Source organism: Actinomyces procaprae (assembly GCF_004798665.1).
In the GTDB taxonomy this organism is placed as follows: Bacteria; Actinomycetota; Actinomycetes; order Actinomycetales; family Actinomycetaceae; genus Actinomyces; species Actinomyces procaprae.
On the sequence record NZ_CP039292.1, the window covers coordinates 1,259,020 to 1,283,919 of the forward strand.

The 24,900-nt window shown below is 69.9% G+C and carries 20 protein-coding genes, 1 pseudogene and 1 riboswitch; of the genes and pseudogenes, 15 read left to right on the forward strand and 6 right to left on the reverse strand.

Annotated elements, in window-relative coordinates:
* The first annotated feature begins 146 nt into the window (after positions 1–146).
* The 3 genes from E4J16_RS04955 to E4J16_RS04965 are packed head-to-tail and all read left to right on the forward strand — an operon-like array spanning position 147 to position 3,828.
* Entirely contained in the window at positions 147–2,003 is a 1,857-nt protein-coding gene (locus E4J16_RS04955) for an alpha-glucosidase (protein WP_136314593.1), read from the forward strand.
* Positions 2,004–2,032: 29 nt separating this feature from the next.
* Entirely contained in the window at positions 2,033–3,340 is a 1,308-nt protein-coding gene (locus E4J16_RS04960) for an AAA family ATPase (protein WP_136192871.1), read from the forward strand.
* On the forward strand, positions 3,337–3,828 hold the full coding sequence (locus tag E4J16_RS04965) for a hypothetical protein (RefSeq protein ID WP_136313420.1): 492 nt from the start codon (positions 3,337–3,339) through the stop codon (positions 3,826–3,828). Before E4J16_RS04960 ends, E4J16_RS04965 begins: the two co-directional genes overlap by 4 nt.
* Before the next feature lie 165 nt (positions 3,829–3,993).
* Here E4J16_RS04965 and E4J16_RS04970 read toward each other — a convergent pair whose 3' ends face one another.
* The 3 genes from E4J16_RS04970 to E4J16_RS04980 all read right to left on the reverse strand — a co-directional run bounded on the left by E4J16_RS04970 (position 3,994) and on the right by E4J16_RS04980 (position 8,557).
* Positions 3,994–4,773 carry a CPBP family intramembrane glutamic endopeptidase gene (locus E4J16_RS04970; protein ID WP_136192873.1) on the reverse strand — a complete coding sequence of 260 codons (780 nt, stop codon included), beginning with the start codon at positions 4,771–4,773 and terminating at the stop codon, positions 3,994–3,996.
* Between the two features lie 16 nt (positions 4,774–4,789).
* Positions 4,790–6,109: a chloride channel protein gene (locus tag E4J16_RS04975; protein WP_420809325.1), complete on the reverse strand. Its 1,320-nt coding sequence runs from the start codon at positions 6,107–6,109 to the stop codon at positions 4,790–4,792.
* A gap of 69 nt (positions 6,110–6,178) precedes the next feature.
* A complete protein-coding gene (locus E4J16_RS04980; protein ID WP_136192874.1) occupies positions 6,179–8,557 on the reverse strand; it encodes a 6-phosphofructokinase in 2,379 nt (792 codons plus the stop codon).
* Between the two features lie 226 nt (positions 8,558–8,783).
* Here E4J16_RS04980 and E4J16_RS04985 point away from each other — a divergent pair, with 226 nt between their 5' ends.
* The 6 genes from E4J16_RS04985 (at position 8,784) to E4J16_RS05010 (ending at position 15,577) form a co-directional block, all read left to right on the forward strand.
* Positions 8,784–10,076, forward strand: coding sequence for a cell division protein PerM (locus tag E4J16_RS04985; RefSeq protein ID WP_136192875.1), 1,293 nt, complete (start codon positions 8,784–8,786; stop codon positions 10,074–10,076).
* 3 nt (positions 10,077–10,079) lie between these two features.
* A riboswitch (ZMP/ZTP riboswitch) is annotated at positions 10,080–10,177 on the forward strand.
* A gap of 89 nt (positions 10,178–10,266) precedes the next feature.
* On the forward strand, positions 10,267–11,913 hold the full coding sequence (purH, locus tag E4J16_RS04990; protein ID WP_240038401.1) for a bifunctional phosphoribosylaminoimidazolecarboxamide formyltransferase/IMP cyclohydrolase: 1,647 nt from the start codon (positions 10,267–10,269) through the stop codon (positions 11,911–11,913).
* A 73-nt stretch (positions 11,914–11,986) separates the two neighbouring features.
* Positions 11,987–12,358 carry a hypothetical protein gene (locus E4J16_RS04995; protein WP_338028877.1) on the forward strand — a complete coding sequence of 124 codons (372 nt, stop codon included), beginning with the start codon at positions 11,987–11,989 and terminating at the stop codon, positions 12,356–12,358.
* A gap of 185 nt (positions 12,359–12,543) precedes the next feature.
* Positions 12,544–13,935: a dicarboxylate/amino acid:cation symporter gene (locus tag E4J16_RS05000; RefSeq protein WP_136192877.1), complete on the forward strand. Its 1,392-nt coding sequence runs from the start codon at positions 12,544–12,546 to the stop codon at positions 13,933–13,935.
* Positions 13,936–14,142: 207 nt separating this feature from the next.
* The gene (locus E4J16_RS05005; protein WP_136192878.1) at positions 14,143–15,129 is read left to right on the forward strand and encodes a malate dehydrogenase; all 987 of its coding nucleotides are present in this window, start codon (positions 14,143–14,145) and stop codon (positions 15,127–15,129) included.
* A 211-nt stretch (positions 15,130–15,340) separates the two neighbouring features.
* On the forward strand, positions 15,341–15,577 hold the full coding sequence (locus tag E4J16_RS05010) for a hypothetical protein (protein ID WP_136314595.1): 237 nt from the start codon (positions 15,341–15,343) through the stop codon (positions 15,575–15,577).
* 43 nt (positions 15,578–15,620) lie between these two features.
* Here the strand turns inward: E4J16_RS05010 and E4J16_RS05015 are convergent, their stop codons facing one another.
* Entirely contained in the window at positions 15,621–16,148 is a 528-nt protein-coding gene (locus tag E4J16_RS05015) for a hypothetical protein (protein ID WP_136192879.1), read from the reverse strand.
* A 180-nt stretch (positions 16,149–16,328) separates the two neighbouring features.
* Between E4J16_RS05015 and E4J16_RS05020 the strand changes: the two genes are divergently transcribed.
* Entirely contained in the window at positions 16,329–16,637 is a 309-nt protein-coding gene (locus tag E4J16_RS05020; protein ID WP_240038277.1) for a GntR family transcriptional regulator, read from the forward strand.
* Between the two features lie 60 nt (positions 16,638–16,697).
* Here the strand turns inward: E4J16_RS05020 and E4J16_RS05025 are convergent, their stop codons facing one another.
* Positions 16,698–18,170 carry a coiled-coil domain-containing protein gene (locus E4J16_RS05025; RefSeq protein WP_204519948.1) on the reverse strand — a complete coding sequence of 491 codons (1,473 nt, stop codon included), beginning with the start codon at positions 18,168–18,170 and terminating at the stop codon, positions 16,698–16,700.
* A gap of 423 nt (positions 18,171–18,593) precedes the next feature.
* Between E4J16_RS05025 and E4J16_RS05030 the strand changes: the two genes are divergently transcribed.
* From E4J16_RS05030 to E4J16_RS05040, 3 genes are all read left to right on the forward strand, one after another.
* Positions 18,594–19,949 (forward strand): hypothetical protein, encoded by a 1,356-nt coding sequence (locus E4J16_RS05030; protein ID WP_136313423.1) that lies wholly within the window; start codon positions 18,594–18,596, stop codon positions 19,947–19,949.
* 246 nt (positions 19,950–20,195) lie between these two features.
* Positions 20,196–20,978 carry a DUF8094 domain-containing protein gene (locus tag E4J16_RS05035; protein ID WP_240038278.1) on the forward strand — a complete coding sequence of 261 codons (783 nt, stop codon included), beginning with the start codon at positions 20,196–20,198 and terminating at the stop codon, positions 20,976–20,978.
* 110 nt (positions 20,979–21,088) lie between these two features.
* Positions 21,089–22,006, forward strand: a complete 918-nt coding sequence (locus E4J16_RS05040) for a tetratricopeptide repeat protein (protein ID WP_136313424.1) — start codon at positions 21,089–21,091, stop codon at positions 22,004–22,006.
* Between the two features lie 32 nt (positions 22,007–22,038).
* Here E4J16_RS05040 and E4J16_RS05045 read toward each other — a convergent pair whose 3' ends face one another.
* Entirely contained in the window at positions 22,039–22,281 is a 243-nt protein-coding gene (locus E4J16_RS05045; protein ID WP_136313425.1) for a radical SAM family protein, read from the reverse strand.
* A gap of 44 nt (positions 22,282–22,325) precedes the next feature.
* On the opposite strand from E4J16_RS05045, the pseudogene E4J16_RS05050 reads away from it, so the two are divergent.
* Positions 22,326–22,913, forward strand: a pseudogene (locus E4J16_RS05050) (DeoR/GlpR family DNA-binding transcription regulator); the annotation flags it as partial.
* Complete coding sequence (locus E4J16_RS05055) at positions 22,910–24,832, forward strand: glycyl radical protein (protein ID WP_240038279.1); 1,923 nt, start codon at positions 22,910–22,912, stop codon at positions 24,830–24,832. The pseudogene E4J16_RS05050 and the gene E4J16_RS05055, both read left to right, overlap by 4 nt.
* Positions 24,833–24,900: the final 68 nt, after the last annotated feature.

Sequence of the window (24,900 nt, forward strand, 5' to 3'; positions counted from 1 at the left end):
CCGTGAGGCACCAGTCACGTGCCGATCCGGCGCTCGCCACCCGTCAGCCCGGCTGCACCGGCACCCTGCCCGGGGTGCGGTACGACGTCGTACCGCACCCCGGGCATGAGCCGCTACTGCACACTCCCCATCCGGAAGGCCTCCACATGAGCTACCCGCCGCTGATCGTCAGCTCCCGCCACGTCGGAGACGACGCCGACTGGTGGCGCCGAGCCGTCGTCTACCAGATCTACCCGCGCTCCTTCCAGGACTCCGACGGCGATGGCTACGGCGACATCCCCGGCATCACCGCCCGCCTGGACCACCTGGACGCCCTCGGCGTCGACGTCGTCTGGCTCAGCCCCGTCTACCGCTCCCCGCAGGACGACAATGGCTACGACATCTCCGACTACGAGGACATCGACCCGATGTTCGGCTCGCTGGCGGACCTCGACGCCCTGATCGCGGGCCTGCATGCGCGCGGCATGCGCCTGGTGATGGACCTGGTGGTCAACCACACCTCCGACGAGCACCCCTGGTTCGCCGACTCCCGCAGTGCGAAGGACAGCCCCAAGCGGGACTGGTATATCTGGCGGCCCGCCCGCGCGGTCCCCGGCTTGGCACCAGGCGCACCCGGCACCGAGCCCACGAACTGGGGCTCCTTCTTCTCCGGCCCCGCCTGGCAGTGGGATGAGGGCACGGGCGAGTTCTACCTGCACCTGTTCTCCACCAAGCAACCCGACCTGAACTGGGAGAACCCACTGGTGCGCCGCGCCGCCTACGACATGATGGGACGCTGGCTGGACCGCGGGGTGGACGGCTTCCGCATGGATGTCATCAACCTGATCTCCAAGACCTACCCGCTCGCCGACGGCCCGCGCCCCGACGGCGCCCTGTACGGCGACGGCGCGGCACTGGTCGCCAACGGGCCGCGCGTGCACGAGTTCCTGCAAGAGATGCACCAGGCGGTCTTCGCCCCGCGTGCCCGGCACATCATCACCGTTGGCGAGACTCCCGGCGTAACCGCCGCCGAGGCGTTGCGTTACACCGATCCCGCCCGTGCCGAGGTGGACATGGTCTTCCAGTTCGAGCATGTGGGCCTGACCGACGGGCCGGGCGGCAAGTTCGACCCGCAGCCGCTGGACCGGGTTGCTCTCAAGCGCAACCTCGCCGACTGGCAGGCGGCCCTCGCCCCCGACGTGGATGCCGACGGTCGTGTCACCGGCGAGCGCGGCTGGAACTCCAACTACTGGGACAACCACGACCAGCCCCGCGCCGTCTCTCGGTTCGGCGATGACGACCCCGCATGGAGGGAGACGAGTGCCAAGACCATCGCCTCCATCCTTCATCTTCACCGGGGTACGCCATACGTCTACCAGGGTGAGGAGCTCGGCCAGACCAACACGGTCTTCCATGGCATCGACTCCTACCGGGACCTGGAGTCCATCAACTACTTCCGTGAGCGCACGGGCGTCGGCGATGACCCGGGCGCTCTGCTGAGCGGGATGTCCGTCAACTCCCGTGACAACGCCCGCACCCCGGTGCAGTGGGACGCGACCGCAAACGCCGGCTTCACCTCCGGCACCCCGTGGATCGACGTCACCCCCAACTACACGCAGATCAACGCCGCCGCCCAAGTGGGCGTGCCCGACAGTGTATTCGAGCACTACCGGGCGCTGATCGGCCTGCGGCACTCCGATGATGCCGTCGCCCTGGGCACTTTCCGACTGCTGGACGCCGATGCCGCCGAATCCTGGACGCTGCTGCGCGAGCACGTGGGGGCCGACGGCGAACGCGAGCAGATCCTGCTGATCGCCTCGTGCACACGCGCCGGGCTGGAGACCGGGCCCGGTTCCGCCCTGCGCGGTCGACTGGCGGACGAGGGGCTGGACCTGGGGGAGTGGGCCGGCGCCGAGCGGGTGCTCATGGCCTCCCTGCCGGCGGGGAAGGCGGCCGCCTCCGGCACAGGGATGCCCGCGCACCTGGCGGGCTGGGACTCGGCGATCCTGCGCCGCACTCTGTGACACCCCGAAATGCGACTATGGTTTAGGCCATGGCCCATGCACGACTGACGCAGGTGCAGCTCGATCGTTTCAAGTCCTACCGGTCCGCCGTGATGGCACTCGACCGGCTGACGATTGTCACTGGGCGTAACTCCAGTGGCAAGTCGAACATTCTCGACGCCATTGAGGTTCTCGCACGCCTCTCCGGTGGCGAGTCACTCGCCCAGGCGCTTGACGGTGCAGGCCGGGAACGCAGTCCTGTGCGAGGCGGCTCGCGCGGATGTGCGCCATTCGGCGAGGACTCCTTCGCGCTGGGATGCCTTATCGATATGGGCGAGGACCGTGTGCTCGACTACAAGATCGAGGTCGAGGTCGAGCCGATTCTGCGGATTCGGCGAGAAAGCCTGATTGAGCGGGGAACGCGGGAGCGTCAGTGGTTCGAAGTGCGGCATGAGCAGCCGGGAGGACTTCAGGTCGCATACGCGAACGGTAAACGAGGCAAGAATCCAATGGTGACGGTGCGCGACGACCGCAGCGTCCTTGGGCAACTCAAGACAGCACTAATTGCCGACACCAAGACGACTCAGGATCTTATCGGTCGCGCTGCGACGGTCAGCGCAGTCCTCGCCAATACTTTCCATCTTGATCCCGTTCCCCAGCTCATGCGGGACTATGTTTCACCACGGGAGTCTCGGCTGCGTAGAAACGGTGAGAACCTCGCAGCCGCGGTCATGGATCTACAGAGCAGGGATCCCGCGCGGTTCGGCAGGCTTCAGGACATCGTTCGCAAGGTTGCCGACTGTGATGTGCACGCGCTCGACTTCTCGCGTACGGACGAGGGCCTGATCATGCTTGCCCTTGATGAGGGACGTAGCCGGAAAACGACTGCCAGGCTCATGAGCGACGGGCTCCTACGGTTCATCGCCGTGGCGACGGCGCTGATGACCGCGTCAACATCGCTGGAGGTCGGGGAACCGGACGCGATCGGTCTGCAAGGCCAAGGCCCCATTCCTGGGGTAGTACTTGCAATTGAGGAGATCGAGAATGGGCTCCATCCTTCCCATGCTGCACGTCTGCTCGAGATCGTAAAGGAGGCGGCTAACCAGGTTGGTGTCTCGGTTCTCTTGACTACCCACAGTCCCGCCCTGCTCGACTGCCTGACCGGGGACCTTCTCGGCAGCGTGGTCGTGTGTCATGCGGGCAGGATTTCGCGAATGCAGGAACTCCCGGGATATGCCGCGGCCATGGCCGGCGGGACGCTCGGCCGGGTGGTTTCCAAGGGCGAGCTAGTTTCCGACGAAGAGACGCCTGAGGCTGACTACTCGGAGTTCATGCGACTCATAGGGGTGGACGCATGACCATCTGGTTCATCGACTCCTCGGTTCTCGACCACCTCGTTCCGGTTCCGGGATGGCCCAAGCCCGACTCCGACGATCGCCGCCAGGTGAAAACGCTCATGAAGCAGCGCACTGAGGCGGGTGACAGGTTCGTCCTGCCCATCACCGCCGTCGTCGAGACCGGTAACCACATCTGTCAGGTCAAAGACGGTGATCAGCGCAGGCAGGCCGCTGTGCAGTTGGAAAAGATCCTTGGGTTCGTCGTCGATGGCAAGGCACCCTGGGCACTTGATGAGGTCCAGTGGGATGAGAAATTCCTCCGGGCGTTCCTGAACGGTGGCAGCACAGGGCAGACCTGGGTACAGCTCGCGACCCAGGGCAAGGCCGGTTTGGGCGGAGGCGATCTCACACTGGTCGTTGAGCGGGACCAATACTGTGAGCGGACGGGGATTCCGCGCGAGCGCGTGGAAGTCTGGACACTCGATGCCGCCCTGAAGGCGTACCGCTAAGCCTCTTGTCATCCTGTGCCGTCGGCTGTGAGAAGTACCCGGATTCGGGACGAACGGGTGATTCCCGCTGATTCTCGATTTCACGATCGTTGGAATTATGTGGTTTGCGGGCCGGTCCTTGGGTCCGCCGACGGCGTTTGTCCAGAATCCGGACAGTGAACCTGTTTACGGAGCGTTATCGTCGGCGGGGTTCGGCGTCCGACTCAGCCACCATACGAGCAGTGCGGCCGCGGCCAGCTGGGCGGAGGTGATGAGCACGGTGGGCGCATCGGGCGCCGCCCAGGACTGCTCCCGCGGAGCCAGCGCGTCGAGGAACACTCCGACCGCGTTCGAGCCCATGTGCATTCCGAGGGCGAAGAACAAGGACCGCAGCCGTACCACCGACCAGCCGGCCACCAGACCGAAGACCAGCTTGTCAGGAACCTCGACCGCGTATGCCGATGCGGTCAGCCCGGAATCCAGCCAGGTGGGCAGGTGCCAGGCCACGAACGCCAGGGCGGTGGCGGATATGGCCAACGGCGCGCCCCAGCGCCGGAGCAGTGGGTCCAGAAGGACGCGGCGCAGGGCAACCTCCTCGGGAATCGCATTCAGGCAGCAGCCGACAAGCACCGCCATGCCGACAGCGCTCAATAGCTGGGCCGGTGCGGCAGCGGTGACGGCTTTCATGCAACCGGGCTCCTCCTGCGCGCCCAGGAGGAGCCCGCCAATGACCGGTGCGGCGGCACCGACTGCGAGCAGGGTCCACGTTCGCGATCTCCCGTCCGAGTACATGAGATCGCGCCACGGCCGCTGCTCCGCCAGGCGCCAGTAGCACAGTGCGCACAGGTAGAACACCAGGAGCAGCAACCGCCACGGGCCTCCGCTCAGCGCCAAGAAGATGGCCGCTATGGGAGCGGCAATGAGCAGGATCAGAAGGAGGACGGTGGCTTGCGGGCGAGCGGACATGGTGAGAACTCTCGGTTCAGGAACTTGCTGGGCCTCTCCCGCGTCGAGGGCGAATGTGCCTAACCACGCCCAGAGGCGACGTCAGCCACCAGCAGCATACGGAGACCACCGCCATCAGGGCCAGTACCCAAAGCGGACCGCGGGCGAGCTCCCACACGAACACCGTGCCGAACACGGGTGCTCGCTGCGTGATTGACAGTACGGCGCCGGCGCCGACGAGTGCCAGCACCGGAACGCTCACCTGCCAGTCGGCCAGGTTCGCGGCGACCGCCACCGCCGCGCCCGCACTGCCGCCCAGGGCGAAGGACGGAGCCAGCAGGCCGCCGGTCGCGCCCGCCCCCAACGTGAGCCCGGTCAGCAGCGGCTTGAGCACGACGACGCCGAGCAGGCACGCAAGGGCGGCTGCGGTGGTGGGGGAGGTCAGAGCCGCCTCCAGGGCGTCGCGGCCGTTGCCGGGCAGGACCGGCAGCCACAGGGAGGCCACCCCCGTAAGCAGCCCGGCAGCCCCGATGCCCAGCGGCAGCGCCCAGGTGTCCGGCAGTCGGTGATCCTTCAGCTGCCGCCACAACGACCGTGCACCCACACCCAACAGCGCTGCCAGCCCTGCGACCGGCAACACCGCCACCAGCGTCGCGGTGTTGGGTGCGCCCATGGTCACCTGAAAGGTGGGCCGTCCACCCGAGTGCAGCCAGGAGACCACCGTGGCCAGCAGGCTCACCGGAATGGCCAGCCACACTCCCTGACGGCGCATACCCGCAAGCATGGTGATCTCGACGGCGAAGGCGGCCCCGCCCAGGGGAGCGTTGTACATGGCCGCCAAGCCCGCGCCGGCCGCTGCGGCCACCAGGGTGCGGGCAGTGCGCGGATCCAGGCCGAGGCGGGAGGAGACTCGGGCGGCTATGGCCCCGGCCATGAGCCGCGGCGCGCCCTCACGTCCCACCGAGTTGCCGGCGCCCACCGTGAGCACCTGCAGCACGCCGTCGGCGAAGGGACGCAGCAGGCCCATGTGGCGGCCGGTCCTGCCGGAGACGTCCCCGACCGCCGCCTCCACGCCCGCCACGCCGCCGGTGGCACGCTCCCACCACCACAGGGCGCCGGCGGTCAGCCCGCCAATAGCCGGTGCGGCGATCCGCCTCCAGCTGGCGGCTGCCTGCACGCGCTGGGGGAGTGTGCCCTCGCCGACCCCGTAGAAGAGCCACTCGAAGCCCTCCAGCAGGACGGCCATGGCGATGCCTATCAGGCCCGCAGCCACGCCGGAGACGAGTGCGGCCGCCAGCAGGCGCACGCAGGCGTGGGCGGGGGCGCCGGGCGGGGACGCGGCGGTATCCGTGGTCACCCCCGCGACCCTACCGGCACGCGTCGCGCCGCTGGCCGACCAAACGCGGCTTGAAGACCGGTCGGCGTCTCAGTCAGTCTCCCCGGCGGAGGCCGCCTGAGCGACGGTCTGGCCGAAGTCGGGCGCATCCTCGGCGGACATGATCCCGAGATCCTTGTTGACCAGGCCGATGGCCTCGCGCAGCCCCATCCACCACTGGTGCAGTGGGCGTCGCGCCGTCAGGTCCAGTTCCTCGTCCATGTGCTCCAGGCGGTGGTGGGTGATCCTCCCCTCCACGAGCCCCACGTAGCTGGAGTGGTAGGTGCCGGCGTCCAACTGGTCGGACAGCAGGTCCAGTGCGTGCGCCACCAGCTTGGTGGCCATGATGCGGTCGAAGGCGGTCGGGTCCCCGCCCTGCTGCAGGTGTCCGATCTGAGCCTGGCGCACGTCATACAAGCCCTCGCTCTCCTCGGAGAAGATCTTCGCCAGCACGTCCAGGGTGTAGTTCTCACTGGCCCGCTCATTACGTATGACCAGGTACAGCTTGCGGCCCGAGCGGAAGGACTCCACCATGCGGGAAGAATCCTGGGCCAGCTTCTTCAGCGTCAGCCCCTCCTCATTGAGGTACACCCTCTCGGCGCCCGTGGCAATGCCGCTCATCAGGGTCAGGTAACCGCACCTGCGGCCCATGGCCTCGGCGACGAAGCACCGGCGCGACGCCGCCGCCGACTGCTTGATCGCATCCAGTGCCTCTACCGCGCTGTTAAGTGCCGTATCCGCGCCGATGGACAGCTCGGAGCCGGGCAGGTTGTTGTCGATCGACGCGGGCACACAGATCAAGGGGATCTTGAAGGCGGGGTAGCGGTCGCGCTCGGTCACCAGCTCGTGTGCCGCCAGGTAGGCGTTGAAGCCGCCGATGATGAGTATGGCGTCGATCTGGTGGGACTCGATGGCCCGGCCCAGGGAGTACAGCTGCTCAATGGTGGGGACATCGCGTCGGGTGCCCAGCTCGGCGCCTCCGTCGCCCACCCAGCCCTCGACGTCGTCCCAGGACAGCTCGCGCACGTTCCCGTCCAGCAGGCCCGGGAAGCCTCCGTACACGCCGAGCATGGTGAAGCCGTGGTCCAGGCCCAGGCGCACCGCGGCCCGCGCAGCCGTGTTCATGCCCGGCGCCAGTCCGCCGGCATGCACAATCGCCACACGCCGAGAACGGTCCGCGCCCGCGCTCAGGGCCTCCTTAGCCGCAGGATCCAGCTCCGGCGGGGTGGACATGGTCTCAAAGATGCCGAGCATCTGCTCGAAACTCGCCCCGCGAGCGGCCACCGCGCCGCGGTAGTCGCCGGAGGCCACCAGGTCCTTCACCGCGCGGGTGGCGCGGATCTGCTCCATCATGGGCAGGCGCGCGATGCGGTTGCGGCGCTCGGCGATGATCACCGGCTCGCTCTCCGGGGTGGCAAGCAGCACCTCCCGGGCCGCAGTGCAGCCCAGCAGCGTGGACATCCAGCGGTCGTACGCGCTCGGCTTGCCACCGCGCTGCACGTGCCCGAGGATCGTGACCCGGGCCTCCTCGCCGAGCCGCTCTGCCAGCACCCGCTTGACGTCGTCGGCGGTGATGGGGTTGCCGGAACGGTCCGTGGCCCCCTCGGCCACAATCACCATGGACTCACGGCGCCCGGCCTCACGGCCCTTGGACAGCTTGCGGCACATGTCCTCCTCCCAGCCGTCATCCGGTGGGAGCTCGGGCACGAGCACATAGTCGCAGCCCCCGGCCACCGCGGCCATCAGGGCCAGGTAGCCGCAGTGACGGCCCATGACCTCCACGATGAAGGTGCGCTGGTGGGAGGCGGCCGTGGAGGAGATGTCGTCGATCGCCTCAAGGATGCGGTGCAGGGCGGAGTCTGTGCCAATGGTCATGTCCGCACCCACCAGGTCGTTGTCGATCGAGCCGACGATCCCGGTGGTCATCAGGACCGGGTGGGCGGCAGCCGTCTCGGCGGAGATCTCACCGCGCTCGGCCAGCTCGGCCACCAGGCCCGGCCAGTTCTTGCGGAACTCGTTGGTGCCCGTCAGGGAGCCGTCCCCCCCGATGACGACCAGACGATCAATACCGTGGTCCAGCAGGTTGCGGCAGGCCGCCAACTGGCCCTCGCGCTCCCGGAACTCCTTGGAGCGGGCCGTGCCGATGATGGTGCCGCCGCGATGCAGGATGGAGCCGACCGAGTCCCATTCCAGCTTGCGCACGCCGTCGCCGCCGGCCACGGCGCCCGCCCAGCCCTCCATCACCGCATACGGCTGGGCACCCATGCGCAGGGCGGTCCGTACGACCGCGCGCACTGCCGCATTCATGCCCTGGGCGTCGCCTCCGGAGGTGAGCACGCCGATGCGCACGGGCTCGGCGGTGGGGGGAGTGGTGGCTGCTGCGCCGACCGGCCGCTCGGCCGAGGTGTCACGTTGAGCGTCGTTGGACATGGTGGTTCCTTCCGTCGGCGTACGGTGCTGCACCTGATTCTAGTGTGGTCCCTGCCGCATCAGGTGACCTCGGACCGCCTCGTTCACGCCGTGTTCACCCGGAGCGCCGCGTCCTCCGTGTCCCACCGCCACCCAGCCCTCGGCTCGCGCTAGGGTCGGCGGTGGCCGTCCGACGCCGTCGGGACCGGTACTCCGGCACACTCCCGGGAGGATGGAGAAAACGGGCATGAACCTCAGGGAAAGGCTGCGTCTGCGGCCCTCGTCGGTGCCGGGCGCACCCCCCGCGCGACCGGAACCGCCAGCGGGCTGGCCCCTGGCTGCGCGGGCCGGGGCGGAGGCCGTGCTGCTCGGCTGGGCGCTGGTGGTGGTGCCGACCCTCGCCCTGTACCTGGCCGAATCCTCACGTGACGCCGCCGCGGCCCTCTCGCTGGGCGGCGTGCTGCGTGCCGGCACCGGCTTGTGGAGCCTGGGCTTCGGCGGCGCCATGGGCGGTACCGGGGACGACTACGGCACGCTGAGCCTGCCGCTGCTGGGACTGACACTGGCGCAAGCGTGGTTGACGAACGCCTCCGTGCGCCGGGCGCGGCTCGGTGGACCCGCAGCCGGGGCCGTCACCGTCATCGCCGCCGCGCTGACGGCGTCGGTGATTGTGGCCGCCACCCATCCGGCGGACTCGCGCACCAGTACCGCCATCCTCGGCGTGACGGCGCTGACTGCGGCCGTTACTGCCGTCCACCTGCAGCGTGCGGGCCGGGGCTGGGCGGCCGTGACGGGCTGGCAGCGGCGCCGCCCCGCGTGGGTCGCCCTGGCGCTGCGCATCGCCAGGGAGCTTGCCGTTGTGCTGGTGGCGCTGGCCGGGGTGACGGCCATAATCGGGCTGATCATTGGGGCCGGCCGGGTCTCCCGCCTGCACGACTCCCTCGTCGGCGGAGGGCTCACGGCGAGCGCGGGCCTGGCCCTGCTGCAACTTGGCTGGCTGCCGACTGCCCTGGTCTGGGCGCTGTCCTGGCTGGCTGGACCCGGATTCGTGGTGGGCACCGGCTCGGTCTTCTCACCCACTCGCGTGCTCGCCGGGGCGGTGCCCGGGCTGCCGCTCCTGGGGGGCCTCCCTACGGCCGCACTGGGCACGGGAGGTACGCTCCTGCCCTTCCTCATCGCGCTCGCGGCCGGCACGGTCGCCTGGCGCAGGCGGGCGGCTCTGCGGGAGCTGCCCCTGCGGCAGGCCGCGGCGGTGACGGCTGCGGTGGCGCTGCTCCTGGCATGCGGGACGTTGTTGGCATGCCTGCTCGCGTCCGGTCAGGTCGGGCCGGGGCGCATGGCCGACGTCGGCCCCCGCAGCGGCTTCGTGACGGCGATCGTCGCGCTGATGGTTCTGGTGGGTGTGGGCGTGATCGCCGTGCTGCCGCATCCGAGCACTCGGGCACTCGCCAAACGAGGCGTCCAGGCGACCACTGCCGCCACCACTGCCGCCGCAGACAGTGCCCGGGAGCACCTGAGAACACGCCCCGACAGGCGGTAGGCTGGAGGCGGCCGCGACTGGCGAGGGTGGGGCACCACCGGGAAGCGGCCGACCGGACATCGGTAACCCTCAACGGGGCGTCGCCCGCCTGGGCGTCCCGCCGACACCGGCACAAGGAGCATCCGTGACCGCCCAAGCCACCTCGTCCACCAGTCCCGCAGGCCCCAGCGCCCAGGCCGACGCCGGCCGTATCCCCATCCGCCGCGCCCTGGTCTCGGTCTACGACAAGACCGGCCTGACCGAGCTGGCAGCCGCCCTGGCCGCCAACGGTGTAGAGATCGTCTCCACCGGCTCCACCGCCGCCACCATCGCGGGCGCGGGCCTGCCGGTAACCGCGGTCGAGGACGTCACCGGCTTCCCCGAGTGCCTGGACGGGCGGGTCAAGACCCTCCACCCCCGTATCCACGCCGGCATCCTCGCCGATCGGCGCAAGCCCGAGCACCTGGCTCAGCTGGAGGAGCTCGACGTGGCCGCCATAGACCTGGTGGTGGTCAACCTCTACCCCTTCACCCAGACGGTCGCCTCCGGCGCGGACTTCGACGCCTGCGTGGAGCAGATCGACATCGGCGGCCCCGCCATGGTGCGTGCCGCGGCGAAGAACCACCCGTCGGTAGCGGTAGTGGTCGATCCGGCCCGTTACGGGGATGTCGCCGCGGCGGCGGCCTCCGGAGGCTTCGACCAGGTCCAGCGGCGCGCCCTGGCGGCCGCCGCCTACGCCCACACCGCCGCCTATGACGCCGCCGTCGCCTCCTGGTTCGCCCAGCAGCTGGAGGAGCAGGCCGACGACGCCGTAGCTCCGGCGCTGCCCGCCTACGTCGGGGAGGGATACTCCCGGTTGAAGCCGCTGCGCTACGGGGAGAACCCCCATCAGCGCGCCGCCGTCTACACCACTGTCGGCGCGACCCCGGGGACGGGCGTCGCCGGGGCCGAACAGCTGTCCGGCAAGGCCATGAGCTACAACAACTACACGGACACCGACGCCGCTGTCCGCGCCGCCTACGACCACGGTGAGGACGTCTGCGTGGCGATCATCAAGCACGCCAACCCCTGCGGCGTGGCCGTGTCCGCCGCGGGCGACGTCGCCGAGGCTCACCGCAAGGCCCACGCCTGCGACCCGGTGTCCGCCTACGGCGGCGTGATCGCCACCAATGCCACCGTCACCGCCGCCATGGCCCGCCAGGTAAAGCCGATCTTCACCGAGGTGATCGCCGCCCCCGCCTATGACGAGGAGGCCCTGGAGATCCTGACCACCAAGAAGAACCTGCGCATCCTCGTGGTCGCCCCGCCCGCGCGCGGCGGCTGGGAGGTCAAGCAGATTTCCGGCGGCGCGGTGATCCAGGAGCGCGACGCCGTCGACGCCCCCGGGGACGACCCCGCCGGGTGGCGGCTCGTCGCCGGCGAGGCCGCTGACCCGGCCACTATCGCGGACCTGGACTTCGCCTGGCGCACCGTCCGCGCCGTGCGCTCCAACGCGATCCTGCTGGCCCGGGACGGTGCCACCGTCGGGGTGGGCATGGGGCAGGTAAACCGGGTGGACTCCTGCAAGCTGGCCGTTGAGCGTGCCAACACTCTCGGTGCCCGCACCACCGGGGATGCCGCCGCCGGCGCCCAAGGCGATGCGGGGGCCGGGGCCGCCGCACCTGAGCGTGCCCGCGGTTCCGTGGTGGCCTCGGACGCCTTCTTCCCCTTCGCCGACGGCCTCCAGGTCCTTATCGACGCCGGAGTGCGCGCCGTCGTCCAGCCGGGAGGCTCCATCCGCGATGAGGAGGTAATCGCCGCGGCGAAGGAGGCCGGGCTGACCATGTACCTGACCGGCACCCGTCACTTCGCTCACTGACCCTGGGCCCAGGACCCGGTCGCCCGCGGCGCGGGCGACCGGGGAGGGACAGGAGAGGGACTAAGGTAGCGGCGTGACCGACCAGAACGGGACGGCCGGCGGGGCGCCGTCGTCCGGCGAACAGGCAGATCGGCCCACTGCTGTCCCGAGCGGCGTCGGTGGCGCGGACGGCAGTCCCAGGCGGCTGCCCTACCGCAACCTGGCCGTCGTCGCCGTCGCCGCATGGTTGATGACCGTTCCGGTGCTCTCCCTGCTGGGGTACCGCCGCCTGGCCGTGATCGGCCTCGGCCTGGAGGTCCTCGCCCTGGCGGTGATCCGTATACAGCGCCCCGATGGGACCTGGATATCCGCGCGCGGCCGCGGCTTCGACGTCGTCTTCGGGCTGCTGCTCGCCGTCGGCCTGTTCGCTCTGTCCTACTACGCGAATCTTCCCCGCGTGCGCTGAAACCAGGCACCACGTCGGCAGGGGAGCCGCACTGGCGTGACCGTTCCCGCACGGGTGCGGACACTCGCCGCCGGGCCGGCCCGGGCCCACTGTTTGATCCCGCAACGCGCCCACGGCGGCGAGTGTGGCATCCTGCCGCCCGATAACCGGTCCCCGACCGCACGATTCCAGCCGGAAGGCAGTAAATGAGCAACCCATCCCCGCGTCCCGAACGTTCCACCGGGCAGGCATCCCCGGGGCCCGTACGCAGCTTCCTGGCCCGCGGCGGCATCCTGGTATGGGTGCTCGCGGCAATCATCCTCGCCCTGGTGCTCGGCTCCATCCGGGTCGGCGGCACCCACCTGGTTCCCGTTCCGGTAGGCAGGATCTTCGCGACCTTCTCCGACCTGTTCAGCCAGTTCCTGTCGTTCTCCATCCCGCTGATCATCATCGGCCTGGTCACCCCCGCCATTGCCGACCTGGGCCGCGGCGCCGGCCGCTGGCTCGCCATCACCGCCGCCATCGCCTACAGCTCCACCCTGTTCGCAGGCTTCGTCACCTACCTGGTGTGCGCGGCCACGCTGCCCCGCGTGCTGGGCGGTACCACGCTGACCGACGTCGATGAGCCCGGCAGCGCCCTGGACACCTATTTCAGCGTGGAGATGCCGGCCGCCGTCAGCGTGATGACGGCACTGCTGCTCAGCTTCGTGGTCGGCATCGGTCTGTCCATGGTGCCGCGAGGGGTGCTGCGCAAGGGCTTCATCGAGTTCCGCGCCATCATCACCGCCCTGATCGAACGGATCATCATTCCGCTGCTGCCCCTGCACATCTTCGGCATCTTCCTCAACCTCACCTACACCGGTGAGGCCTGGGCGATCATGCGCACCCTGCTGCGCGTGGTCGTGGTCGTGCTGCTGCTGGAGGTGCTGATCCTCGGCGTCCAGTACCTGGTTGCCGGGGCCGTTGGGCGCCGGAACCCCATCAAGGCGCTGGTCACCATGCTGCCCGCATACCTGACGGCGCTGGGCACCTCCTCCTCGGCGGCCACCATCCCGGTGACGCTGCGGCAGGCGCGCAAGAACGGTGTGGCCGACGCCGTCGCCTCCTTCACCGTGCCGCTGTGCGCCACCATCCACCTGGCCGGCTCCACCTCGAAGATCTTCGCCTTCGCATTCGCCATCGCCCTCACGCAGGGCATCACCGTGTCCGCCGCCCAGTGGGTCGGCTTCATCTTCATGCTCGGTATCACCATGGTGGCCGCCCCGGGCGTGCCCGGCGGCGCCATCATGGCGGCGACCGGCCTGCTGTCCAGCATGCTCGGCTTCAACGACGCGCAGGTGGCGCTCATGATCGCCACCTACATCGCCCTGGACGCCTTCGGCACCGCCACCAATGTCACCGGCGACGGCGCCATCGCCATCGTCGTCGACCGGCTCGCCCACGGCCGCATCGGCCCGGAGGGGGACCCGGAGAACACTCGTGAGCTCGCCTTCGATGGCATGAAGTACCTGGACCGGGTCAGCGTCGAGGGGGTCGTCAGCGCCGAGGAGCTGAAGGCCTCCGCCGTGGCGGCCGGCCCCAACGCCGTCAGCCGCTGACACACTGCGCGCTCGGACCCGCCGGGCCCGATTCGCCGGAGCCTGTTGGCAGCCACCGTAATCAGCCCAGCCGGAATGTCGCCCAGATCTCCCCGGCTCGCGCGGCCCGCTCCGGCTATCGTCCCAGCCACTCGCCCAGGTCACGGCATAGGCTTGTTCACACCGGCCCCCAGGGGCCCCACACGACTGTCTCGAAGGAGTCCTTACATGGCCAACGCCCCCGTCAACATCACCGTCACCGGCGCCGCCGGCAACATCGGCTACGCGCTGCTCTTCCGCATCGCCTCCGGCGCCCTGCTCGGCCCCGACCAGCGCGTCAACCTGCGCCTGCTCGAGATCCCGCAGGCCGTCAAGGCCGCCGAGGGCACCGCCATGGAGCTGTTCGACTCGGCCTTCTCCACGCTCGGCTCCGTCGACATCTTCGACGACCCCAAGCAGGCCTTCGAGGGCGCCAACATCGCCTTCCTGGTGGGCTCCATGCCCCGCAAGGCCGGCATGGAGCGCTCCGACCTGCTCTCCGCCAACGGCGGCATCTTCGGCCCCCAGGGTGAGGCGCTCGGCGCCGGCGCCGCCGACGACATCAAGGTCCTCGTGGTCGGCAACCCCGCCAACACCAACGCGCTCATCGCCGCCTCCCACGCCGGTGACATCCCGGCCTCCCGCTTCACCGCCATGACCCGCCTGGACCACAACCGGGCCCTGGCCCAGCTCGCCGCCAAGGCCGGCTGCCACGTCTCCGACATCGACAAGGTCACCATCTGGGGCAACCACTCCACCACCCAGTACCCCGACCTGACCCAGGCGACGATCAAGGGCGAGCCGGTCACCGACATCCTGGCCGACCGCGAGTGGGTGGAGGACGACTTCATCCCCACCGTCGCCAAGCGCGGCGCCGCCATCATCGAGGCCCGCGGCGCCTCCTCCGCGGCCTCCGCCGCCTCCGCCGCCATCGACCACGTGCGCGACTGGTGCCTGGGCACCACCTCGGCGTGGACCTCCGCGGCGATCATGTCCGACGGCTCCTACGGCGTACCCGAGGGCGTCATCTCCTCCTTCCCCTGCACCGCCGAGAACGGCGAGTGGAAGATCGTCCAGGGCCTGGAGATCGACGACTTCTCCCGCGCCAAGATCGACGCCTCCGCCGCAGAGCTGGTCGATGAGAAGAACGCCGTCGCCGGCATGGGCCTGATCTGACCCACGTCTGCGTCGCAGGCCCCGCCCCCGGTTCCGGTAAGGATCCGGGGGCGGGGCCTTCCTTGAACGGGTAGCACGGCGCCGGCGCTGCGAGCGTCGGCGGTCGTGTTGGTCGAGGCAGGCGGGCAAGCCGCACTACAGTCATCCCATGGCACATCGAGGATCCCGCAGCTCCAAACGGCCCTACGGGGCCGGGCACCGGCCCCTCGACATGAGTCGCTTGGCGTCGCTTCCGCGGACTCAGTCCGGGCCGGGAGGAGCAGAGTTCACGGTCCGGCACGTCCGTGGCGGCGACAAGACCTACACCTGCCCCGGCTGCAATCAGACCATTCCCGTCGGCACGCCCCACGTTGTGGCGTGGAGCAACGAGTCGCTGTTCGGACCGGAGCGCGGCCTGGAGGAGCGGCGTCACTGGCATACCTCATGCTGGGAACGGCGCCTGTGGTGATGTGCCGGGAGACCCGGGCGCTGGACGGTTGAACGGCAACTGGTCAGGCCAGCGGCTCGGGGGAGCGTTTCTCCCAGCCCGGCAGCAGCCGGTCCAGGGCGGTTCGCAGCGGCACGATATCGCCGTCGCGCCCGCCCTCACCAATGGTCATGGGAACCGGTTCCTCCGCGGGCGTCACCCCGAGCAGGCGGTCACGTACGGTCAGTGACCGGGTGAGGATGTAGAAGTGCCCGGCGGTGTCGATCGCCACCGACTGATCCTGGCGCAGGTACCACCCGTTCAGCGGGGTTCGTGCCGACCCGCCCCCGTAGCCCTTGACTCGTAGCGGCTCCGCTTCCAGGCCCTCGGCACTGGCGACGGCGATGAACAGGGAGACGATCCGGGCGGCCCGCTGATGCTCGGCATCCTGCCGGGCTCGCAGCATGCGCGCACGTTCCGCGGCGGCCTCGCGCCGCCGCCGTGCCCAGTCGGAATCCGCCGCCCCGGGGCGCGGCCCGGGCTGACCGTCCGGGGCGTCCGGGGTGGCGGAGGCGGCATCATCCGGGGAGAAGTCGGCGTCGACGTCGGGCATGGGCCCAGCCTACGAGGCGGATGGCGGTCTGTGGTGTCTTCCGGCCCGTTGCCGCACACTAGAGGTATGCACACGCCTATGCCACCTCCACAGCGCCCTCCTGAATCCTCCGCCGAGACGCCCCGCAGCGGCCGATCCGCCCGAATCAGCATCCACCTGGACCCTGCCTCCACGCAGCCCGTGTTTTCGCAGATCTGCGCCGCGGTGAGCGCCGACATCGCCGCAGGTCGACTTCCTGCGGGAACTCGGCTGCCTCCCACGCGCGCGCTAGCCGCCCAGCTTGACATTGCCGTCAACACGGTGGCGAAGGCATACCGTGAGCTCGAGGTGGGCGGCTACATCGAGGGCCGCGGGCGGCGCGGCACCTTCGTGCGCGACCAGTCCGGGGCAGCCGGCGAGCGCGAGGTGATACGTTTCGTCACCACCATGCACTCCCTGGGAACCTCCTTGGAGGACACCCTCGACCTGGTTCGCCGCGCCTGGCCCTGAGCTCAAGCCGAGCGACGAGCGCGCACAGCATCGGATCGGTAGCCGCCGACCGGGTGCGCGTCACTTGCCGCCGCGCCGCGCATTCGCTTTCACGGTCGGTTTGTCGACGGCGAGGTCGTCGGCCGACTCCTGATCCGCTGCGACCGCATCGCCTTCGGCGTCTGCGGCTTCCTCCGCGGCAGCGTCTCCCGGGAGGTCGGCAGCGAGTGCCGGACCGTCGGTCGTGTCCTCCTCGCTGCCCAGCGCATCCGCGATCACGTCGGAGAAAACCGGCGCCGGGGGCAGTGCGTTGCCGAGTACCCCGCGCATCTCCTCAAGGTAGCTGGCAACGGAGTCGCGCTGGCGCTCCAACTCCTCGACGTCGCGTGCCGCGGCGGACTTCTCCGCGTCGGCGTCGGCCCGTGCATCCTCGATCAGCTGCTTGGCCTCCTCACGGGCCTGCCGCAGGATCTCCTCGGCCTGGCGAATGGACTCCTCACGGCGCGCCTGGGCGGACTGGTCGGTCTGGGTGCGCACCGCCTCCGCGCGCTTCAGCGCCTCCTGCAACCGGGCCTCGGCGTCCGCCGCCTGGGCCTGTGCCTGCTCGTGCATCTCGGCGATGCGGGCGCGCGTGGACTCGTGGGCTGCGGCATCCTCCTGTGCGGCCGCCTCATGGGCGGCGGCGACGTCCAGGGTCGCCTGCTGACGCAGCTGCGCGGCCTGCGCATGCGCGGTCTCGGCGTCTGCCTGAGCGGATCGGCGCAGCTCCTCCGACTCCCTGCGTGCAGTGCTCAGCAGCTCCTCGGCCTCCGCGCGGGCCTTCTCGACGGCGAGCTTCGCCTCCTCCCGGGCAGAGGCGAGGGCATTCTCCGCCTGCTCGGCAGTGGAACGGCGCAGTTCCTCGGACTCCTGGGTGGCGGCGTCACGCCGCGCGGTCGCCTCACGCTCGGAGGAGACCGCCAGCTCGGCGGCGGCCTTCTTCGCCTCGGCGCGTACGACTTGTGCCTCGCGCTCCGCGGAGGCGCGCAGCTCGGTGGCGGCAGAGTCGGCGTCGGCGGTGACCTGGGCGGCCCGCCGCTCGGCGCTGCCGACGAGTTCATCCGCTCGGGCCTGGGCGTTGGCCAGCGTGGTCTCCGCCTCGCTCTCACTGCGTGCGCGCAGCTCAGCGGCCTCGCGACGGGCGTCCGACAGCAGGGTGGCGGCCTCGGAGGAGCTGCGCTCGGAGAGATTCGCGGCATTCGCCCGCGTGCGGGTCAGCAGGGCATTGGCCTCGGCATTGGCCTTGGAAAGGACGGAGGCGCTCTGCTCCTCCGCGCTGCGCAGCAGCTGCTCGATGCGCGATCCCAGTCCTGCGTAGGTCGGCTTGTCCGTCTCTCGCAGACGCCGCTGAGCCTCCGCGAGCTCGCCGGCAAGAGTCATCGCCCGCTGGTCGAGGCTGGCGACCTCGCGGCGCGCGTCCCGCAGTTGGCGGTTGAGCGCCTCCAGGCGCTGGTCAACCTGTGCGCGATCGTATCCACGCATGGTGATGGCGAACTCTTCGGTGTCCTCGGCCACGTCAACTCTCCTCCCGGGCCGGGTTGGGACGGCCCACCGTCCCAGCCTAGCGCCTGGCGAATCCGCTTGGAGTCGGCAAATACTCCGTGTCCGTGTGGGGTTGAGCCGGGGACGCGCGCAGGGCCTTGTCAGTGATCTCCTACCAGCGGCGCAGACAGTGCCTGGCCGTGGTGTCCAACGGTGGGCGGGAGGCGGATCAGGTGCTTCTCGGCCTGAGGAACAGCGCGGGAACGGACTTTGACCTAGGCTTCAGCTTATGGCGCAGCAACCTGTGATCTTCGCCGGGATCGGTGCGAGTCGGCGGCACTCATGGGATTCTGGCGCCCGGCCGCGTTCGTCGTCGTCACCGCGACGACGGTGCGAGTTGCGAACACCCGCCCGTCACGGTGGGTCCATGTCCATGAGTCTGAGGAGAACCGCGTCGTGAATCGACGGATCCTGAGCGTGATCATTGCCGTTCTCGGCCTGGTCGCCATTGTCCTGGCAGTCTGTTCCGCCACCGTGTGGCGCCCGAGCTCGACTGCGCAGGCGAGCCTTGCCCAGAACCCCGATCAGCACTACGTCATCACCGAGCCGGGTGTGCTCAGCCTGGTTGAGGCGGACGTCAAGGTCACGGCCTCGGCCGCAGACGATCAGCAGGTGTTCATCGCCGTCGGGCACGCGCAGGACGTGCATGCCTGGCTCGCCTCGGACCCGTACATCTCTGTGACCGGCCTGGTCGACTGGAACACGCTCGCATCGGAGTCCGTGACCACCTCCTGCCCCGAGGAGGCCGCGGAGACGAGCGCCAGCGCAGCGGCCTCCCCGGCGGCCACAGCGGGGACCACGGCCGAGCCGACGGGGTCCGCACAGTCCGACGGCTGCACGGCCCTTGAGAACAGCGGTGCCAACCCCGCGGACTCCGACCTCTGGATCACCACCCAGACCGGCACCGGCACGGCCACCCTCGAGCTGGACACCGCCGGCTCCGACGTGGTGGTACTCGTGGCCACGGACGGCACCTCGAACGCGCCCCAGCTGTCGCTGTCCTGGCCGCGGCACGTGTCGACCCCCTGGCTGATTCCGGGCCTGGTTCTAGGCGGACTGCTGCTGCTGGTGGGCGTGTTCCTGTTCCTGATAGACATGCAGGTACGGCACGCGGACGAGCAGCGGCGCGCGCGGGCTGCCGAGCGTGCCGCCCGTATGGCGCAGGCCGACTCGGTCGCAACCGTCGGCATTCCGCAGATCGGTGACCCTGACCGCCCGCTCACCCGTCGCGAGCAGCGGGACAAGGAACGTGCTGAGGCGGCTGGAGAGGAGTGGGTCGACCCGCGTACCGGCGCCGTCTACCTCGGCGGCATTGAGGCTCCCGCCGTCCCGCAGGCACCCGCGCCCGACGCCGATGAGCCGCTCTCGGGTGCCGACGCCGTGGAGGCCTCGGGCGCCGCCCGGGGCAGCGCCGTCGTCCCCGGACTGGACGCTGATGCCGCCGCCGCTCACCGGGCGAGCCGCGCGCTGGAGGACGACGCCCCGCTCGCCATCGTCGAGGACGCTGCGGAGGACGACTCGGCTGACCAGGAGACGCCCGCCCAGGGCGAGCCCGCCGAGGATGACGCGGCTGATGTCGAGGAGACGGCCGAGCTCAGCCGGGAAGAACTCGGTGGCCTGCCCGGCTCCGAGGCGCCTACCGGAACTCGGGCCACGGACACCGGCGAAGAGCCGGTCGAGGCGGCCCCCACCGCAGGTGACGGTTCCGAGGAGTCCACCACTGAACAGACCGATGAGGAGCACCACGCATGATCACCAGCCGCCGCGCCTTCTTGACGTCCGCGTCCGCGACCGCGCTCGCAGCCGCACTCGCAGCCTGCTCCCAGGACGTGCCCAGGAACGCGTCCGCCACCACCAGCCCCACCCCGCAGCCGGTGCTGGACTCCGAGCGCCTGACCACGGTTCTCGAGCGCATTCAGACCGGGCTGGATGCGGCCGATGCGGAGAAGAACGCCGACGCGCTCAACGGCTACCTGACCGGTCCGGCGGCCCGCGTCCGTGGGCGAGGAGTACACGCTCGCGGCGGCCGCCTCCGACGACTCCGTGGTGCACACCTTCACCACCGAGAGCCAGGCCGGGACGGTGGCGCTCGCCACCGACTTCCCGCGTACGGTACTGACCATCACCGACTTCGCGGAGGATGAGCAGGGCTACCTGCTCGCGCTCACCCAGGACTCCGCCCGCGAGAACTACCAGCTGTGGGGCTGGACCCAGCTCTTCGCCGGCGTCGAGATCCCGTCCACCTACGCGCCGGCCATCGGCACCGAGCAGGTCGCGGCCGACGACGGTACCGGTTTGAAGGCCAGTCCGCAGGAGGTACTCGACGCCTACGTGGACGCACTGAACAACCCCGACGGCGACAACGGCAAGCTCTTCGCCGACGACATCCTGCGCCAGCGCATCGCGGCCGAGCGCGGTGCCGACCTGGCCGACGTTGGCGAGGTGAGCGTGAGCGCCAAGGCCGGCACGGATGGCTTCAAGAGCCTGCGGACGGCGGACGGCGGCGTAATCACCATGACCACCCTGAGCTTCGCGACCGAGTACAAGAAGACGGTCGCCGGCTCGACCCTCTCCCTGGACGGCAACGTGGGCGCGCTCATGGGGGAGGACCGGGAAGTGGCGGGCACCGCCACCGCCAATTACGACGTCATGATCGCCTTCCTGATCCCCGCCGAGGACGCCGAGGACAACGCCTCCGCCCTGGGTATGGACCTCGTGCTCGCCTCGGTGTCACGTGATGACTCCCAGGCGCCCACGGAGGACGAGGACACGGGGAACTGACGCCCGGGGCGAACGGGGCACGCCCTCCGCTTGAGGTGCGACTACGCTCCCAGGCGTGACGGAACAAGCCGCCCCGACGAACTGCGGGCAATGCCCGGGAAAGGCGCACCATGAGCATGTTCGGTGCCGTTGACCTGTCCTCCCTCGCCCCTAGGCAGGGGGCCGCATCCGCCGCGCCGGCCGACGCGACCCCGGCCCCGGGGGGTGAGGCGGCCAGCCTTGTGGTCGATGTCGATGCGGCGAACCTCCGCGACGTCGTTGAGGGCTCCACGCGGGTGCCGGTTGTGGTGGTGCTGCACACGCCCCGATCCCAGGCCTCCACGGAGCTGGCCGCCTTGCTGGAGCGGCTGGCGGCCGAGTATGGGGGCCGCTTCCAGCTGGCTCGCGTTGACGTGGATGCCGCCCCCGAGGTGGCACAGGCACTGCAGGCCACGGCGGTTCCCACGGTTGTGGCGCTGATCGCCGGGCAGCCGGTGCCCATGTTCCAGGGAGGTGTGCCCGAGGAGCAGTTGCGTGCCGTCCTCGACCAGTTGCTGGAGGTCGCTGCCCGCAACGGCGTGGACGGCCGTATCGCCGTCGACGCCTCGGCGCAGCCGGAGCCTGCCGAGCCGGAGGAGACCGAGGTTGAGCGTGAGGCGCGTGAGGCCATTGAGCGCGGCGACTGGGCGGCGGCCGAGGCCGTCTACGACCATGCGATCGCCAATTCGCCTGCGGACGACGACCTGAAGGCCGCCCGCAATCAGGTCCGAATGCTTGCCCGCATGGATGGCGAGGACCCCGCCGCGCTGTTGGCGGCGGCCGACGCTCCCGGAGCGGACCTGGACGCCCAACTCGCAGGTGCGGACGCGGCGCTCGCCCTGGGGGACGTGAACGCCTGCCTGGGACGTGCCCTGGAGGCCGTGCGTGCACACACCGGCGAGGAGCGCGAGCGCGCCCGGGTGCGGGTGCTGGAGCTGTTCGAGGTCATCGGCGCCACCGCCCCCGAGGTGGCTCGGGCCCGCCGCCAGCTGGCCACCATCCTGTACTGAGTCGCGGAGCGCGTGGACGGCGAGCCGGGGAGTCAGAAGAACGCGTCGATGCCCGCATGCACCATGGCATTGCGGTAATCCACCAGATCCTCGGGGTGCAGTGCCGGGACTCCGGCCATGTGGTAGGGACGTCCCAGTAGTGTGTACTTGCGTTCGCCGAACTGGTGGAAGGGCAGCAGCTGGACGCGCTCGACCCCGAGCGAGCGCAGCAGGTCGGCGAAGGCGGTGGCGTCGTCGAGAGCGTCGTTGACGCCGGGAATGACGGGTATGCGCACCTGCGTGCGGATGCCGCGCTCGAGCGCGCGGGAACGGCGAGACCGTCATGGTGGAGGCCGGCTCATGCTGCACGCTGCTGGCCGAGCAGATCGCCGCCCAGCACTCCGGCACGACGATCATCACCAACTCGGCCTTCATCGCCGATCGGCTGCGCGCCTTCCCGGCCACGCGGGTCATTGTCCTGGGCGGTGAGCAGCAGCCGGACTCACGCGTCATGGTCGGCCCCATGGTCGAATTGTGCGCGCAGCAGTTCCTGGTCGACCGGCTCTTCGTCGGCGCCGACGGCTTCACCGCCCGGCTCGGCTTCACCGCACGCGACTACCTGCGCGCCACCGCCGTACGGGCGCTGGCCGAGCGGGCTGAACACGTCGTCGTCGTCACCGAGTCCGAGAAGCTCGGCGGACACGGGCCCGTACCGCTGCTGCCCGCCTCGGCCGTGTCCACCGTATGGACCGACGCGGCGGGGGACCCCGCCCAGATCACCGCGCTGACCGACTCCGGCGTCCAGGTCGTCACCGTATCTCCGTCGGGCGCCGCCACCACCCACAGCGCCGCCGCCGGCGCAACCACCAGGCCCACGGCCGCGATCCGCACGGGCGCGGGCACGCTAGAAGAGGAACAATCGTCATGACAACCATTGCCCAATCCACGCCCACAGCCCTCGGCGGCCCCCACTTCGGCGGTCTCACCGAACGCATGGCCGCCTGGCGCGAGGAGATTCTGGACACCGAGCCCAGTGTCTGCGTTGAACGCGCGGTCATCACCACGCAGACCTACCGGGACAACGCCGACCAGCCGCTGGACATGGTCCGGGCCCTCATGCTCAAGAACGTGCTCGAACGGATGACCATCTACATCGAGCCCGCCTCCCGGCTCGCCGGCAACCAGGCGAGCGCCAACCGGGCCGCCCCCATCATGCCCGAATACGCCGTGGACTGGGTGATCGACGAGCTCGACGAGTTCGCCAAGCGCCCCGGGGACCGCTTCACCATCTCCGAGGAGGCGAAGCAGACGCTGCGGGAGATCGCCCCATTCTGGCGGGGCCGCACCCTCAAGGAACACGCCCTGGCCCTCATGCCCGCGGACGCCAAGCGCTTCTACGACCTGGGCATCATCCACCCCGAGGGCAACATCACCTCCGGGGACGCCCACATCGCCGTCAACTACCGGCGCCTGCTGGCAGACGGCCTGGCCACCTACCGGCGGCGCGCCCAGGAGGCGCTCGACGCCCTGGACCTGACCGACCCCGCACAGCTCGAGCAGGCCCCCTTCTACCGCAGCCTCATCGTCGTCTTCGACGCCGTCATCGCCTTCGCCCACCGCTACGCAGACCTCGCTGAGCAGCTCGCCGCCGCCGAGACCGCCCCGGAGCGTCAGGCCGAGTTGCGGGAGATGGCCCGCGTGCTGCGGGTTGTTCCCGAGCACCCGGCCAACACCTTCCACGAGGCCGTGCAGTCGATCTGGCTGGTGCACGTGGCCCTGCAGATCGAGTCCAATGGTCACTCGCTGTCCTACGGGCGCCTGGACCAGTACCTGTGGCCCTTCCTGCGTGAGGACCTCGAGGCCGGCCGTGAGACCGACGCCTCCGCCACGGAACTGCTGACCAACCTGTGGCTGAAGACCTTCACCGTCAACAAGATCCGCTCCTGGAGCCACACCCGGTTCTCCGCCGGCAGCCCCCTGTACCAGAACGTCACCATCGGCGGCCAGCACCCTGATGGCTCGGACGCCGTCAACCACCTGTCCTACCTCATCATCGCCTCCGTGGCGCAGGCCCACCTGCCCCAGCCGAACCTGACCGTTCACTACCACCACGGCCTGAGCGACAACTTCATGAACGAGGCCATTGAGCTCATGCGGCTGGGTACCGGCATGCCGGCCTTCAACAGCGACGAAGTCATCATCCCCTCGCTGATTGAGCGCGGGGTGGTCCCCGAGGACGCCCACGACTACTCGGCGATCGGCTGTGTCGAGGTCGCCGTCCCGGGCCGCTGGGGATACCGCTGCACCGGCATGAGCTTCCTCAACTTCCCCAAGGCGCTCCTGGTTGCGCTCAACGACGGCGTCGACCCCGCCTCTGGAACCCGACTGGCTCCGACTTGCGGGCACCTGCGGGACATGACCTCCTTCGAGCAGGTCATGTCCGCGTGGGACTCCACCATCCGCGAGTTCCAGCGCAACTGCATCGTGCTGGACGCCGCCTGCGACCTCGCCCTGGAGCACCAGGTCCCCGACCTGCTGTGCTCCGGACTGGTGGATGACTGCATCGGCCGCGGCAAGACCCTCAAGGAGGGCGGCGCCGTCTACGACTTCGTTTCCGGCCTCCAGGTCGGCATCGCCAACCTCGGTGACTCCCTGGCCGCCATCAAGAAGGTCGTCTTCGAGGACCACGCCATCACCGGCGCCCAGCTGTGGGAGGCCCTCCAGTCCGACTTCGCCGGCGAGGGCGAGCGGATCCGCAAGCTCCTGGTCGCCGCCCCCAAGTACGGCAACGACGACGACTACGTGGACGATCTACTCGTGCGCGCCCTACGCCACCGACATCGATGAGATCTTCAAGTACAAGAACTCGCGCTACGGGCGCGGCCCCATCGGCGGAACCTACTACGCCGGCACCT

Bases quoted from the DNA above. Each gene is read 5' to 3' on its own strand.
- E4J16_RS05055 (WP_240038279.1), top strand. From the start codon at position 22,910: ATGACAACCATTGCCCAATCCACGCCCACAGCCCTCGGCGGCCCCCAC.
- E4J16_RS04960 (WP_136192871.1), top strand. From the start codon at position 2,033: ATGGCCCATGCACGACTGACGCAGGTGCAGCTCGATCGTTTCAAGTCC.
- E4J16_RS05040 (WP_136313424.1), top strand. From the start codon at position 21,089: ATGAGCATGTTCGGTGCCGTTGACCTGTCCTCCCTCGCCCCTAGGCAG.
- E4J16_RS05015 (WP_136192879.1), bottom strand. From the start codon at position 16,148: ATGCCCGACGTCGACGCCGACTTCTCCCCGGATGATGCCGCCTCCGCC.
- E4J16_RS05000 (WP_136192877.1), top strand. From the start codon at position 12,544: ATGAGCAACCCATCCCCGCGTCCCGAACGTTCCACCGGGCAGGCATCC.
- E4J16_RS04970 (WP_136192873.1), bottom strand. From the start codon at position 4,773: ATGTCCGCTCGCCCGCAAGCCACCGTCCTCCTTCTGATCCTGCTCATT.
- E4J16_RS04985 (WP_136192875.1), top strand. From the start codon at position 8,784: ATGAACCTCAGGGAAAGGCTGCGTCTGCGGCCCTCGTCGGTGCCGGGC.
- E4J16_RS04955 (WP_136314593.1), top strand. From the start codon at position 147: ATGAGCTACCCGCCGCTGATCGTCAGCTCCCGCCACGTCGGAGACGAC.
- E4J16_RS04965 (WP_136313420.1), top strand. From the start codon at position 3,337: ATGACCATCTGGTTCATCGACTCCTCGGTTCTCGACCACCTCGTTCCG.
- E4J16_RS05010 (WP_136314595.1), top strand. From the start codon at position 15,341: ATGAGTCGCTTGGCGTCGCTTCCGCGGACTCAGTCCGGGCCGGGAGGA.
- E4J16_RS04980 (WP_136192874.1), bottom strand. From the start codon at position 8,557: ATGTCCAACGACGCTCAACGTGACACCTCGGCCGAGCGGCCGGTCGGC.
- E4J16_RS05005 (WP_136192878.1), top strand. From the start codon at position 14,143: ATGGCCAACGCCCCCGTCAACATCACCGTCACCGGCGCCGCCGGCAAC.